Origin of the sequence: Legionella quateirensis (assembly GCF_001467955.1) — a bacterium.
Taxonomy (GTDB): domain Bacteria; phylum Pseudomonadota; class Gammaproteobacteria; order Legionellales; family Legionellaceae; genus Legionella; species Legionella quateirensis.
The window spans coordinates 39,146-52,725 of sequence record NZ_LNYR01000041.1 but is presented as its reverse complement, the minus strand read 5'-3'; the positions used below and the strand labels follow the sequence as shown (position 1 = coordinate 52,725).

The following is a 13,580-nucleotide window of genomic DNA, read 5'->3' as shown; positions in this document are numbered from 1 at the left end:
AACAACAGATTAATTCCAGGGTTAAATCATGCCAGTACAAAGGAAAAAACTAGAATCACCGAAAGAAGAACGCGCTCGTGCTATAGAGAATAATCCATGCAATATATGCCGTTCAATGGGTTTACCCATTTGCCGTGGACATGGCAGTGGAGGGGGCGGCGGAGCTGATAGTGACAGCCGTGACAGTCAATCTGATGAGGAGCAAACACATCATGAGATGATGTCTCTGTCATTAAAGAACCCCTCTTTTTTGGAGAGCGTTTTTAACAGTGAATTATGGCAATTGACTGCAGATTCCGATTTCATTTATGAATTTAATGATCCCTATGCTTTATTACGAATTACCTTGAATATGGAATTGGGTTCTATAGTGTTCGAGGCAAAAAAAGAGTTGTCAAAGGAGGATCAGGACGCATTGAATGATCTATTTGATGCAATTGAGAAAGAATTTGATTTGTTTAAAAAGTCACTGGATAAATCCCAGATTCCTCTGGAATCTATGACGCTGACTCGAGATGCAAATAAATTAACCATCAAGATTCCCAGTCCCAAATTCTACGACACGTTTGTACAGCAATTAATGGAGAAGAATTTATTGCCAACTAAAACATTCCCATTGCCACAACAAAACAAGACAGTAGGAACACCAGAGCTGGATCCAGCAGAAGAAGCCTTACAAAAATACACCTCATTACTGCCCAATCCTTTCGACATTCGCAATGGCCCAAAATTTACAGGAAGAGATTAGTATTGGAGTTTTACGAAGAAGTTAATCTCATCATTAAACTTCATAGAGCAAAAATCCAAACATCATGTTATCCCGGGCGAGAACAACTCCTCAGAAACCCGGGAAAACAACCCAGGATTCAACGCTTATAACACAATCCAGTCCTAAACCCTTGTTATTTTAACCCAACTTAGATATCATTCCCTACCAATCGGGGCGTAGCGCAGCCTGGTAGCGTACTAGCATGGGGTGCTAGTGGTCGAAGGTTCAAATCCTTCCGTCCCGACCATCTTCTAGAAAGTATTGAAATCCTCGGAGTACACTTTGTGGTAGACTTAACGAAAAGTGATATCAAACAAAGAGGACTTAGAAATAAACAAAAATTCAATTTATTTTAAAGCTGTTCTTGAATCAACTTTGATCTTTAAAATAAAAGGAACAGCAAAATCTCTATTTGATATCTGGGTAGAGCATGCCAAGCAACGATATCCTAATTATTTGTTCCAAGCTAAGGAAGAGATTCTAGCTGATGACTTAATAACCGCCTTTGCTAAAGGATTGGAATTTGTCTGGCGGAATGAGAACAAAACTAAACGCAATATGCCAGAATGGTCAGTTGGAGTTGTTTTAGATACGGCCTCTGTCACTCTAAATACTCACTGGTCTCAAGAGTACATTTATAAACAAACTCATGAATATAAGGATTTATGTCTTCTTATATCGCTTTCTCAGTTTTTAAAAGTGGATGCAATAGCTGTTAAAAGAATAGAGGCACTTTATAGACATAAGATGAAGAAAGAAATAAGTATTATAGAGCAAGAATCTGAAAAAAAAGATAAAATTATTGATCTGACGCAATTTAAAAAAAATAAAAAATCTGGTGCTGCTTTTAAAAAAAATATAATTGATTACCTGGATTCACTATATTACGAAAAACATTTCCTTATATTTGGTGATATTCTCAAAAATAAATCCAGTTTTGTATTAGCCGATTTCTTTAATCATGATGAGATGAAAAGCCTTATTGAAAGTGTCAATAGCCGTTAGGTTATCTCTTCTAATTTTTATCAGGAGCCTTGATGATTCTGGATCATGTTGGAATAACTGTTTCTAATTATGAGAAATCCAAACAATTTTATACTCGGATTTTAGCACCTCTTAGCATCGTACCTATTTCTGAACACGATGGCTGGATTGCATTTGGCAAAAATGGTAAAGCAGAGTTTTGGTTCGGTCCAGGTAAAGATACGAAATATTTTTCCCATATAACCTTTATAGCGGAAACAAAAGCATCTGTTGATCTTTTTTACAAGATAGCGATTGATGAAGGTGCTGTGTGTAATGGAAAACCAAAACTAAGACATGATTATTATCCTGGATATTATGGTGCTTTTGTGATTGATCCTGATGGTCATTATATAGGTGCTGTTATTCATAACTCATGATTTGGTTTTCGTAAAAATGTTGGACTTGACTCATTATTGGGTCAAGCAAGCTATGAAAAGATACGCCATTATTTTATCGTTGCTCTTTAGCAAGCGTGGCAACTGTATTCCCATTTTCATTCGTTATGTATGCTGTCGTGCCATCAGGGTTTAATGCAATTTCAACTGGGAAATTAAAGTCATTGCCTGTTGCTTGGCACATGCTTAGAGTAACATTGGGATTGATCGTGATCCATTAAATGTTTTTATTTGAACAGTAAGTGTGTTAAAATTAATCAGGTTGAATTTGTTGTTCCCGGTTTATTCTTAATAAACACAGTCTAGATGATTCTGTTTTATGTTCCGTGGTGTTTTAGCAAATTCAATGGAATTAACATAGACAGCATTTATAGGGGAACATTGTGATTTCATCACCAGAAGAACCATCTGTTATTTTTTCCAGCGAGGTAAACGAAGATAAGGGATATACTAAATTGGAACAACGCGGTGCTAACCTCCTGCCAACAAAAGCGGTATGGTTGCTAAGAGAAAGCTCTGTTCCTGGATTGATTACTTTATCTTATTACGTTGCAGAAGAAGGGCGCTATCTCAATCATCGAATGGGATTTGTCGACGGCAATTGGCGATTTGGCCCCGAAATCAGAGAGGCGGCTCTTGTTTTTGTACAAAAAGCAGCTCTTGCATTTAGCAGTAATTTACCAGCCGATAGTGCTGATAAACTCTTCACATTATTGGATGAGTACGGATTTGATCAGACCGGACTGATACGACCTGAACTGTTTGAGGCTACCCAAACTCCTACCTTTTTGGGATATAGACCTTCTGCTGTGAATAATGAACCCACTCATTCTGAAGCCGCTTCAAGTGTTCCTGAGTCCACACCAACCGCATCTACTTTGGGATTCTTTAGTGAACCTGAGGCTATGGACATTGACTCCAGTGATGATGATGTTTCCTATACAAACAGATATACACCTCTTTAATAAGCAGTAGCTTGGGCTACTCAACACCCAACAGGCATGAATGTCTTGTTGGGTGTTGATGCCCGGCTTATTCCGGATGTTCGAAAATCACTTCAGGACATGTTGTTCATTACGATTACGTTCCATTACCTTATATCCGATAGCAATATTAATAACATCGGCTCCATATTTGACTCTATATTCTTCAACTTTTTCATGATTATTGGCTAAGGCAAACCCTGTAGTACAAACTGAATACTGGCGTTATGGAGGGTTAAATATTCATCTACTTTTTTATGATTTCCAATAAGAGCATAACCGTAAGCTATGTGGTTCTTATCTACATTAAATTCATTCAAATAATAGTCTACGAATTGATCATTTCCTGCAATGGCAAATCCGGCTGCAATGGAATGGACGTTCGCTCCACATTGATGCATGTGTTCCTCTGCGCGAGTTTTATTTTTTGCTGCCAGTTTACCTGCGACGGAAAGGAATGGGGGATTGGGGGCGCCGACCCGGACACATCGATAACAGTTAACATGCATTTAGAGAATCCGGTGGAGTATCTAAATGCCTTGGACAATGAATAGCAACAGGGTCAGATCTTGCTTTTTGCTATGTTATATCCTGATAGCTGACCCCATTGGTGTGTGCTTGACCCCATTACTGAGCAATTTAATTATCTGTGATAAAATTTGCCAAAACCAGATTGATACAACAGAGGCAATTAATGGCTATAGCAAGCGTAGGTCGGGCCTTGGCCCGACAACTCCTTGATTCGAAATAATATTTGATTTATAAACGCAGATAATGGAAATGAATCAGGTCCAAACTCATATAATATAGGGGGGGCAGATCTTGCTTTTTGCTTTGTTATAGCCTGCAAGCAAAAAGCAAGATCTGACCCCCATTGTGTGCTTGACTCACTATTTCTGTTGTCTGGGGTCTGGTTATATAACCCCTTTTTCCGTCATGCGGGGTAAGTGGGAAGCATGGATAAGGTTGTAGTAAGGTTAAATCAATATTCCTTCTACCTAAGAGTCATGTTATTAGTAGGTTCAACCCCATGATCTTCTTTCACCTTAGCCACAAATTCTTTGAAAATGGTGTGAGCAGACTTATCAAATCTGTTATGCAACTTATTCGGATCAGAATTATGGCCATCTGCACCGTTATATGCGGCTTCCATTTTCCTATCACTGCTCACTTTTTTTCTGGCAGCAGTTAATTCTTCGATTTTTCTTGTATCGTTTTTATCAGTAGCTGAAATCAAGCGATCAATTTTGGCTTTTTCTGCTTTTCGCTCATCTGAAAGTCCCTTATGTATAGAGGCATAGTGAGGTATTACAGGATCATCAATGCGATTTTCTCTTATTTCTTTTCTTGATCTGACAGCAATATATTCTCTATATTCTTTGGGAATGTTTTTAAATGCATCAATGGCATCAATTTCCCAATTAGCTAAATTAACAGCCAATTTAATGATTGGTTTGATAATCCACCCTAATATTTTACCTCCAAAGCTTTCTTTATGACCTACAGCATCCCCGTTTTCATTTTTATCCAGACGCGTATGACCTACCAGAAAATCGGTGATATTTGAAAATGAACGGCTATTGAAGATATTTATAGGTTGACCTAGCTGATGAAAATGATAAGCAACCAAAGATCCAACCCCAGCGCCCAGTGAAAAGGTTTTCAAAGTGATATTTTGAGGTGAAACGCCTTTATCCAGTAAACGTTGTACCTGAGCAATACCATCGGTAACCAAATCATCTTTCGATAAAGCACGACTCGTACTCATGCCCACGCCTCGAAGATTAAAACCAACTATGTTCGCATCCAGTTCTACGGCATCCTGTCGCATTTCATCTACGATATGCTCGTAGCCCATGTCGTTTCCGACAAAATTGATAATATATTTTTGGTATTTAGGATCAACCTGCTTTTGCGATTTAAGTTTTATCTCAAAGGTATCAAGTTCTGCTCCATCATGAGTAACAACAGTATGCCGCTTACAGGAGATTTGATCGGTATTGAACCGAGAGGGATCTCTATACTTCCAAGTTGAATATGCGTTGTCTTGAGCTGGTAAAACCAGGCTACCGATAGCCTTGCCTGCTAACTTATTCACGCCAAGTTTTAATAGATCCCAGAGTAAAACAGGAGGAAAAACAGTGCGAAGGCCAATAAATTTAAACCATTGCCAATTGGTGTATTGAGGTTTTGGGGCTTTGTAAATCGTCATTGATTTTGTCCAAAGACATATTATATGCGTAAATTATAGACAAATAATATTAAGAGAATATTATGCTGCTCCAGGATTTTGATAGTTGAGACTTGGTGGTACACAGTAATAGGGGGCATGTGATTAGAGGGCGTTCGTCCGTTCTATTGCTCTTTAATTTTGACCGGAACATTTAAGAAATTTAAGGGGGCAGATCTTGCTTTTTGCTTTGTTATGGCCTGCAAGCAAAAAGCAAGATCTGACCCCCATTGTGATTATGTATAATCGACATAGAGCCATCTGTGCAATCTGTGATAAAATTTGCCAAAACCAGATTGATACAACAGAGGCTATTAATGGCTATAGTAAAAAAATTCTTGTTTATAAATACCCTTCCCTGTGCGTTAGAACAAATAAATGATGATTATGAATTCAATGATTTGAATCAAACTCGTGGCGACCGTATTATTTACATCCATCAACCAGTCACTGCGCCTCAATTAGGGATTCTAATTTGTCTGGATGGCGAAAATGAAATAAGTTCAATTGTTACCGAGCAAATTGAATCCACACCTGATATTTTGGATAGATTATATAAAGAGGACGGACATACCAAACAACTGGCTGTATTTATACCCGCTCCTCCTCTGATGCGAGATCGGGTAGCTGAATACGCCTGTAATCCTGATTTTACCTCATTTCTACATGATCAACTTCTTCCATTGCTTCAACGACCGCTATCTGAGGGAGGGCTTTTTGAATGCTCGACTGATCGCGAGCAAATAGCTATTTCTGGAGTAAGTATGAGCGCAGTTGCAGCCGTTCATACAGTGCTCAAGCATCCGAACACATTTTCTAAAGCCTTAGTTCAATCCGGCGCGTTTTGGTGGTATAGAGGCTGGGAGAAAGAGTGTTCATTTGACGCAGCACAACTTGATTTGAGCGTCGGAAAAATGGAGTGGCTCGATGCTCATGAATATCCCCCGTATCAACCAGATCTTCCAATTAGTTTTTATTTACAAGCGGGTAAGGAAGAGAAGGGTTTTGACGGTTTTCCAACTTTTGCGACCTTGCATAATGATTTAGAACAAAAGCTGATAGCAAAAGGTCATCAAGTTAAACATGAGCTAATTGATGGCGGTTCGCATAGTTATGACTTTTGGCAGAAGCATAAAGAAAGTGCTTTTCGGCAAATGGGATTTGCATCTTTAGGTATTAATTCAAAGTTAACAAAAGACTTCCATTCTTTTTGGAAGGCACCTGAAGCAGCTATAAGAGTCAAGGTTAGCGGGGGCCAAGAAGAATCTCGGCCTGAGTTTAAATAAAGAACTAACTTTAGTCTAATACGGATTATCTCCTCTCCCGGTCGTTATATATAACCTTAAAAGAGCTCTTGGGGTAGCGCAAAAGACAGGGCGCGACCCTATTGATCGTTGCGACCCCATAGAACCTTGATCCCCAAAGATTAGAAATTCTTGCGTAAAAAATAAAATACTGAATCTTTGAGGAATCCATGCCTTTCAAATTCAATCTTAAAACCAAGTGTTTGATAAAAATCAAGAGCTTCCCAATCAAAAGTATTGACGGAGGCAAAAGTACAGCCGTTTTCTTTACCATATTGAAGGGCTGCTTCTACAAGTGCTGCTCCCCAACCTTGTTTTCGTAGGATATCACTTACCCAAAGCTGATCGATATAAAGACATCCATAAAGTACACACCCATTACAGCCACCCACGATGGTATTGTCTGCATCTCGGATGAAGTAAGCAAAAAAGTCCAAAGGATTAAATCCTTTTTTCTGTGTAGCTTGTTCCATAATCGCATTACCAAGAACTTGAATGTCTTCCTGAGTTGGGTTGCTCTCAAAGGATAATTGATAAGTCATTGTTAAAGTTCACCTTAATTAAACTAGCTTTTTAATTGAGTCGTTTATACGCAATAGTGTAGGAATAACCTGGGTCACTTGTTCTATTCCCATTACACGCTGTTCGGAGTCTAGTGGGTTGCAGGAACGCTCTATGTTATAGGCGAACCAATTTATCCAATTTCCTAAAACACCATAGAACGATGCTTCATAATCTGATTTGTTAATAATGCCTCCAGCGTTTTTGTAGGTCTGAATCATTTTATTGAACAAGTCGGGATTAAATTGTGTCGTGATCCCACTCCAATCTAAACTGCTATTTACGATTTCATAAGTTGGATTCAATTTGCGAGCAGATTCCCAATCAATAAGAATTGGATTATTAGCCTTATCCCATAAAACATTTTTTTGGTCCAAATCACCATGACTAACAACATTATGTTTTTTAAGAATGGGAACCGTTTGAAGGTAAGCAGTATTTGAGCTGAGTAAATCTGCAAGATGCTTATTTAAAAGCGGGGAAAACGGGCAATCGTATTCTTCAGCTTTTTGAGTTAAGGCTATAAGATTATCGTTTGTATGAATAGCATATTCAGGCTCTAAAAACTCTGGAACGTGTAGATTAATCTCATGCAATCGAGCTAATATTAGTGCAATTTGCAGGGCATGAGGCTTCGATATAGTGTCTTTATCCAGTGCTTTGGCAATAACCCACGGATACACCAAAAAACCTACGTCATCGATAATCAGTAAATAGTTACTCGCTTGCCCTATGGCACAAACAGCGGGAATACCTTTTTGAATAAAGTTAGAAGCAATGTGTTCAGTAAGGTTATAATTTTCAATAAGGTGGTTATCAGAAAGATTGATGTCCCTGGATAACTGCTTTACTGCATAAAAGCCTTTTTCAGTTTGTAGTTGCCACATTATATGAAGCAGTCCCCCATAAATTCTATTGGGAGGCTTTATGGGCGTGCCTAGTTTAAAGTAAGAGCAAATAGACTCTATCTGAAAATTTTTCACACATTAACTCCATGAGACCACTTTTGAATGATCATTGTCTGCATTCATAGACAATAGACTCATCGTTTTTAGGGGAATTCCGCGGCGGGAAGAAGGGCCGTTTTCTAGTTTTATCTCGTGCAACTCGTTTAAAAATAATGCCAAGTCTTTAGCAAGAAGTTCATATTCCTTATCTTTTTCAAAATTTGGGTTATGTCCCTCATTCCATTTGGTCACAGTCCAAAACCAAGGATAGAATTCTTCAGGATTACCTTTGAACACAGGTTCAGAGATGGATATTTTCAGAAATTTAGCAATTTTTGGAATCCACTCATATTCTTTATTAATATTTTTATTGATACTTCCTGGAGCCCACTCAATTCGGGGAAGACGAACAACGTACTCACTGCCTAAACGAAATAACGCATTGTCCGTTCCACTTGATACTATAGGTTTTATAGACAGATTAGACCACTGAGGGCACTGATTTTTTATAAGTTTATGGACAAGATCTTCGTCTATCTCAAGTTCGTTTTCATGCATTTTTACCATGATGTGCTGTCTCTATGTCATATTATTTTTAACTGGCATTTTACTCATACTAAATAAAATGGGCCACTCTGGATTATAGGGAACAACTTCGATTATTCTTTGAGTACTCACAACGCATTATCCAGTTGTTTGATGAAAAAATTAATAAGTGAACGAATATCACGGCACTGATTTGAATGTGGACCATAGGAGCATCGTGCGAGGCAATCAAGTAAGGATGAAAGATTAAGTAAGTAAATACTAATGCGAAAGTCCGGTGGAAGAGTATAACCTTCCTTTAAACCTTTTAAAAATGCTTCATCAAATTGAACAGGCATTTGATGTGCATAACGGAGCATGTTGGCTACATCCCAAAGGGGTGATCCAGAAAAAGAAAATTCCCAATCTAAAATACCTGTAATTTCCCATTGCCCATTTTTTATATCAACCAAAATATTAGCGGGATCAAAGTCTCCATGAACCAAGTGATTCTCATGATCATCTGGAATATATGATTTAAAGTGATCTAGATGAAATTTTATCTTTGTAATGACTTCGTTGCCTAAGGCTTGAATCACAAAAGGATGATTTAAACTCTCTTGATCATAGTGCAGCAAGGCCTCTTTGGTGGTTAGTTCAGCTACCATCAATTCTTTATTGAAAAAACCAGCAGAGTCAAAGCGGTCGGCTTGAATAATGGAGAGCATCTTTCCTGCTGAAAACATAATCGAATTCATGTCGTAGGGTTGATTACCCAATAACAGATCTCTGAGTGTAATTCCGTGGATGAATTCGGTGATTGCAAAGCGATAATGTTCATAATCCCCAATAAAATGGACTTGTGGTATTGGAATGGTTTTTCTTAAAAGTAGGCTCAGGTTTTTTTCACGGTATGCAGCTTCTTTATCCCGCAAATAAATGCGCAATATATAGGTTGATTTATCTGCTTCCAGGTCGATTTGGATGTTGAGATTGGCGCAGCCACCAGAAATTATCTGATAAGAAGACATCTTTTTATTAGGAAAGGCCATCTTTACCATAGTTTCAATGGTCTGAACAGGCAGTTGTATTTTCTGGTCTACTTTTTCCCAGGTTGCTTTAAATGTCATGGTTCATTCACAATGTTCATAAAAAATTCCTTAGTAAACCAAAGCACTAAATCGTCATCAAGACAAACATCGGTACCTTGAGTCACATGATTGTAAAATGGGGGCGCGCCTTGCCTTTTGTCTTAACAATTCAATGAAATTAAATGTTATTAGAAAAACAAATACAGAAATTGCATAAGGGGGAAGGCAAAAGGCAAGGCGCGACCCCATTAGCGTTTTGGGACTAAACCTCATTCCGGTAGCGTATTGCAGAGAGACTGTCTGGAGAATATAAGTTCCATTCGATAGTGCCTAGAACCCCTTGACATCCAAGAATCGGGTCATAAAAACTGGAAGTATAGAATATCTCTGATTGATTTAAATTCAGGAGCGCATCTTCACCGTCTTTTGATAAAAAAGTAATTAATATCAACCAACCTTGCGCATAGGGTTCTTTTGTAACATTCCATGCAGAGTAGCAAGAAAATCCATCTGGACGCAGACCGCATAAAGTCTGGTCTGATGATTTGGGTAGGGGTAAATTGAAGTTATCTTCATTAAATTGAGTAATTCCTAATTCAGACAGGGTGGGGCATTGTATTGAATCATTTTGGGCATGTGACCCTATGGAGAAAATCAATATCCATATTATTATATTGATTTTAATCATTAATTTCATTGTACACCTCGGATTGCAGCTTAATTATTACAACTCGAATAGTCTTGTTGGCTAAGGAATTCTACAGTGTTGCACGTTAGCTCTCAACTTTAACTCAGGGGTTATATTTGTTTGGCTAGTTTGTTCTCTGCTTTGCAATTTTTCTTGAATTATAAGATTAGTACGGTATCTTATTGCCATCATTTTATGGCAAGTCATGATAAGGAGATCACTTATGTAAACATCCAACCAGTAATCTAGGCTTTAGGAAACAAGCCATGAGTCATTATTCTTATGGATGAATAATGAACCAACTTCGATTGACATTATGGATTGACCAATGAAAAAATCTGTTTTATTTATTTGCTTATTATTTGCAATCAATACTTATGCTTACAATGTCCGTTTGTTTTTTACCAATAATACGGCCGACACATTCAGGCCTCTGGCGGTAATCAATTATAACAAGGACGGTATTCCCTACGAAAAATATATCGAACCTGAAGTCCCTGTTATTGAGGCTTATGCTCAAAATGTAAAAATTGATAAAGATCACACAGGAATAGACAATTATATTTTAGTGTGGTTTGAGCTAAATGATGAGCAAAACCATTATAAAGACGCATGTCTTGACAGTTACTTACCGCTCACCAGGAGCAGTGATGTTTATTTTACTTTATCCCGTGATTCTGAAGCACCTTATCAATACTTGTGTAATTATAAAATTATTCCACGATAAAGTTACCTTTTCACATTGGGAAGCATGAGTGAGGTATACAGACTATAATTAGGGAATCGGTTAGATAATTGTATGCGTTGAGAAAGTTAATGACCGTTCGTGGATTTACTTTTATTGAATTATTGGTTGTGGTTTCTGTAATTGGAATTCTGGCTGTAATTGCTATTCCTGCTTATCAAGACTATACAATTAGATCGCGAGTAATAGAAGGTTTAAATTTAGCGGATACCGCGAAAATAGCGGTATCTGAATCGACTAATTCAAATGGAGTATTCCCTTTGAATGATCCCGGTGCAGGATATACGGCGCCTAATCCTACGTCTAATGTATCTTCAATTGCCATAGATAATGGGCTTATAACCATTACTTATACTCAAAATTCAGGTAATGGCACAATTGTACTAACCCCAACATTTGATGCTGTTTCTAGAATAATTACCTGGGATTGTACTGCGGGTACGTTGGCTGATAAATATCGTCCTGCAAGTTGTAGGGGAGATAATTCCAGCGGAAACAGTGGAAACAGTGGAAACAGTGGAAACAGTGGAAACAGCGGAAACAGTGGAAACAGTGGAAACAGTGGAAACAGTGGAAACAGTGGAAACAGTGGAAACAGTGGAAACAGTGGAAACAGTGGAAACAGCGGAAACAGTGGAAACAGCGGAAACAGTGGAAACAGTGGAAACAGCGGAAACAGTGGAAACAGTGGAAACAGTGGAAACAGTGGAAACAATGGAAACAACGGAAACCATGGAAACCATGGAGACAACGGAAATAATGGAAACAATGGAGACAACGAACAAGGTAATTAACTATACATTGCTTAATTTACTACTGAAAAAATGCTTATAACTGTGCTTGGCGTTTATAATGAATGTATGAACACTCTCGCCAAGCGGGTATCGATTAAAATGTACTATGCTGCGCATAGGCTTCCCGGATTTCGCTGTGCTTCATCCGGGCTACTTTTGATTGTCTCGTTGTTAGCTTGGCCTTCCTTTGCTATGCTCGTCCTTTTATAATTCCGTGCCAATATAATTTAGGAAATAAAAATCTTTTTAGGAGCCACAGGCTTCTGCGTTGCTTGGTCATATCGAATGGGAACGTTGGCATTAATGTTCCATCATAACCAAACTCAGCAAGAATTACTTTACCCTTATCAGTAATTATGGGGCATGCGGAATAACCATCATAGTGAGCTTTAGGGTCTTCGCCCTTGGCAACTGAGAGAAGATTTTCTACAACTATAGGGGCTTGTTGGCGAATTGCTGCTGCTGTTTTTGAGTTAGGAATACCAGTAACATCACCTATACCAAAAATATTCTTATAGTCGAGATGTTGTAGTGTATGCATGTCCACTTTCAGCCAATCTTTATGAGCGCCTGTTTCAACTGCGAGTCCTGATTCTTGAATTAATTTGGATGCAGCCATAGGTGGAACCACATGCAACAGATCAAAATGCATCGATACTTGATGGGTCTCTGATTTTATGACTCCGTCTTGTTCGTATTCACGGGTCTTTTCAAAACAGGCTAGGCGTTGTTGCGGATCAATTTTGGTCAAACGATGAGAAAATAGAGTGGTAATATCTTTTTGAGCAGCCACCTGTGTCAGGCTGTTTGCAAATGATGGTACGCTAAACATCACTTTTCCAGCGGTTGCAAAGGTTATTTTCGTCTGTTGACGTACCCCGTTTTTTCGGAAGATAAAGTCTGATAAATACATGATTTTTTGAGGAGCGCCAGCGCACTTAATCGGGACAGGCGGCATAGTGAAAATGGCATTTCCGCCATTAAATTGATCAATCATCTCTGCTGTTTTAGTTACTGATTCCTTATGATAAATACTACAAATTCCATTGGTTCCAATAAACTCGGAGCCTGGAATCAGGTCAAAACGAGTTTCCAGTCCTGTAGCTAGAACTAAAAAGTCATATCGCATCACGGTTCCATTAGCACACTGTACCTGTTGATCTGTAGGATCAATCTTTACGACGCGATCAGCGATCCACTCAACCCCTGATGGAATTAAATTCTTTTGTTGTTTGTGAGACGCAGCAAAACTGGTTATTCCAGCTCCTGCCAAAGTCCAAAGAGGTTGATAGTAGTGTGTACTTGAAGGTTCAATAAGTGCAATGGTTTGATTTTTTAATGTTCTTCTTAAACGTGCTGCAACTGCTAATCCACCGCATCCTCCACCAATAATCAGATAATTATAGTGTTTGTCCATTTAGTTCTCCTGAAAATAATCTATTCCACATTTTGAGTTCGCTGATTTGGCAAAATCCTTTTTAATTGGCAATGCTAACCCTATAGGGGCAGAGCCAAATTTTAT

At 38.4% G+C, this 13,580-nt stretch carries 14 protein-coding genes, 1 tRNA gene and 1 pseudogene; 8 read left to right on the top strand and 8 right to left on the bottom strand.

The genetic code is table 11. The annotated features are described in order from the left end of the window. Window positions 1-28: 28 nt before the first annotated feature. From Lqua_RS14280 to Lqua_RS14260, 5 genes are all read left to right on the top strand, one after another. A complete protein-coding gene (locus Lqua_RS14280) occupies window positions 29-748 on the top strand; it encodes a hypothetical protein (protein ID WP_058474960.1) in 720 nt (239 codons plus the stop codon). A gap of 191 nt (window positions 749-939) precedes the next feature. Continuing rightward, window positions 940-1,016 (top strand) — tRNA-Pro (locus Lqua_RS14275). A 56-nt stretch (window positions 1,017-1,072) separates the two neighbouring features. Next, the gene (locus tag Lqua_RS14270; RefSeq protein ID WP_058474959.1) at window positions 1,073-1,774 is read left to right on the top strand and encodes a hypothetical protein; all 702 of its coding nucleotides are present in this window, start codon (window positions 1,073-1,075) and stop codon (window positions 1,772-1,774) included. A gap of 32 nt (window positions 1,775-1,806) precedes the next feature. Continuing rightward, the gene (locus tag Lqua_RS14265) at window positions 1,807-2,172 is read left to right on the top strand and encodes a VOC family protein (RefSeq protein WP_058474958.1); all 366 of its coding nucleotides are present in this window, start codon (window positions 1,807-1,809) and stop codon (window positions 2,170-2,172) included. Between the two features lie 401 nt (window positions 2,173-2,573). Beyond that, a complete protein-coding gene (locus tag Lqua_RS14260) occupies window positions 2,574-3,155 on the top strand; it encodes a hypothetical protein (RefSeq protein ID WP_058474957.1) in 582 nt (193 codons plus the stop codon). A 206-nt stretch (window positions 3,156-3,361) separates the two neighbouring features. Here Lqua_RS14260 and Lqua_RS14255 read toward each other — a convergent pair whose 3' ends face one another. Next, a complete protein-coding gene (locus Lqua_RS14255; protein ID WP_058474956.1) occupies window positions 3,362-3,682 on the bottom strand; it encodes a hypothetical protein in 321 nt (106 codons plus the stop codon). A gap of 485 nt (window positions 3,683-4,167) precedes the next feature. Further along, the gene (locus tag Lqua_RS14250; protein WP_058474955.1) at window positions 4,168-5,385 is read right to left on the bottom strand and encodes an alpha/beta hydrolase family protein; all 1,218 of its coding nucleotides are present in this window, start codon (window positions 5,383-5,385) and stop codon (window positions 4,168-4,170) included. Between the two features lie 335 nt (window positions 5,386-5,720). On the opposite strand from Lqua_RS14250, the gene Lqua_RS14245 reads away from it, so the two are divergent. Beyond that, window positions 5,721-6,689, top strand: a complete 969-nt coding sequence (locus Lqua_RS14245; protein WP_133141102.1) for an alpha/beta hydrolase — start codon at window positions 5,721-5,723, stop codon at window positions 6,687-6,689. Between the two features lie 140 nt (window positions 6,690-6,829). Here the strand turns inward: Lqua_RS14245 and Lqua_RS14240 are convergent, their stop codons facing one another. From Lqua_RS14240 to Lqua_RS14220, 5 genes are all read right to left on the bottom strand, one after another. Next, a complete protein-coding gene (locus Lqua_RS14240; protein WP_058474953.1) occupies window positions 6,830-7,249 on the bottom strand; it encodes a GNAT family N-acetyltransferase in 420 nt (139 codons plus the stop codon). A gap of 18 nt (window positions 7,250-7,267) precedes the next feature. Next, window positions 7,268-8,251, bottom strand: a complete 984-nt coding sequence (locus tag Lqua_RS14235; RefSeq protein WP_058474952.1) for a phosphotransferase — start codon at window positions 8,249-8,251, stop codon at window positions 7,268-7,270. A 3-nt stretch (window positions 8,252-8,254) separates the two neighbouring features. Then, the gene (locus Lqua_RS14230) at window positions 8,255-8,782 is read right to left on the bottom strand and encodes a phosphotransferase (RefSeq protein ID WP_058474951.1); all 528 of its coding nucleotides are present in this window, start codon (window positions 8,780-8,782) and stop codon (window positions 8,255-8,257) included. 107 nt (window positions 8,783-8,889) lie between these two features. Continuing rightward, entirely contained in the window at window positions 8,890-9,870 is a 981-nt protein-coding gene (locus Lqua_RS14225) for an aminoglycoside phosphotransferase family protein (protein ID WP_058474950.1), read from the bottom strand. Between the two features lie 223 nt (window positions 9,871-10,093). Next, complete coding sequence (locus tag Lqua_RS14220; protein WP_058474949.1) at window positions 10,094-10,528, bottom strand: hypothetical protein; 435 nt, start codon at window positions 10,526-10,528, stop codon at window positions 10,094-10,096. Window positions 10,529-10,847: 319 nt separating this feature from the next. Between Lqua_RS14220 and Lqua_RS14215 the strand changes: the two genes are divergently transcribed. Further along, window positions 10,848-11,246, top strand: a complete 399-nt coding sequence (locus Lqua_RS14215) for a hypothetical protein (protein WP_058474948.1) — start codon at window positions 10,848-10,850, stop codon at window positions 11,244-11,246. An 89-nt stretch (window positions 11,247-11,335) separates the two neighbouring features. Then, window positions 11,336-11,740 (top strand): annotated as a pseudogene (locus Lqua_RS19065) (pilin); the annotation flags it as partial. A 508-nt stretch (window positions 11,741-12,248) separates the two neighbouring features. On the opposite strand, the gene Lqua_RS14205 reads toward Lqua_RS19065, so the two are convergent. Continuing rightward, a complete protein-coding gene (locus Lqua_RS14205) occupies window positions 12,249-13,475 on the bottom strand; it encodes an NAD(P)/FAD-dependent oxidoreductase (protein ID WP_058474947.1) in 1,227 nt (408 codons plus the stop codon). Window positions 13,476-13,580: the final 105 nt, after the last annotated feature.

What these genes read in the sequence shown, in the direction of transcription:
- Lqua_RS14280 (WP_058474960.1), top strand. Translation starts at nt 29, where the DNA reads ATGCCAGTACAAAGGAAAAAACTAGAATCACCGAAAGAAGAACGCGCT.
- Lqua_RS14265 (WP_058474958.1), top strand. Translation starts at nt 1,807, where the DNA reads ATGATTCTGGATCATGTTGGAATAACTGTTTCTAATTATGAGAAATCC.
- Lqua_RS14255 (WP_058474956.1), bottom strand. Translation starts at nt 3,682, where the DNA reads ATGCATGTTAACTGTTATCGATGTGTCCGGGTCGGCGCCCCCAATCCC.
- Lqua_RS14250 (WP_058474955.1), bottom strand. Translation starts at nt 5,385, where the DNA reads ATGACGATTTACAAAGCCCCAAAACCTCAATACACCAATTGGCAATGG.
- Lqua_RS14245 (WP_133141102.1), top strand. Translation starts at nt 5,721, where the DNA reads ATGGCTATAGTAAAAAAATTCTTGTTTATAAATACCCTTCCCTGTGCG.
- Lqua_RS14240 (WP_058474953.1), bottom strand. Translation starts at nt 7,249, where the DNA reads ATGACTTATCAATTATCCTTTGAGAGCAACCCAACTCAGGAAGACATT.
- Lqua_RS14230 (WP_058474951.1), bottom strand. Translation starts at nt 8,782, where the DNA reads ATGGTAAAAATGCATGAAAACGAACTTGAGATAGACGAAGATCTTGTC.
- Lqua_RS14225 (WP_058474950.1), bottom strand. Translation starts at nt 9,870, where the DNA reads ATGACATTTAAAGCAACCTGGGAAAAAGTAGACCAGAAAATACAACTG.
- Lqua_RS14220 (WP_058474949.1), bottom strand. Translation starts at nt 10,528, where the DNA reads ATGAAATTAATGATTAAAATCAATATAATAATATGGATATTGATTTTC.
- Lqua_RS14215 (WP_058474948.1), top strand. Translation starts at nt 10,848, where the DNA reads ATGAAAAAATCTGTTTTATTTATTTGCTTATTATTTGCAATCAATACT.
- Lqua_RS14205 (WP_058474947.1), bottom strand. Translation starts at nt 13,475, where the DNA reads ATGGACAAACACTATAATTATCTGATTATTGGTGGAGGATGCGGTGGA.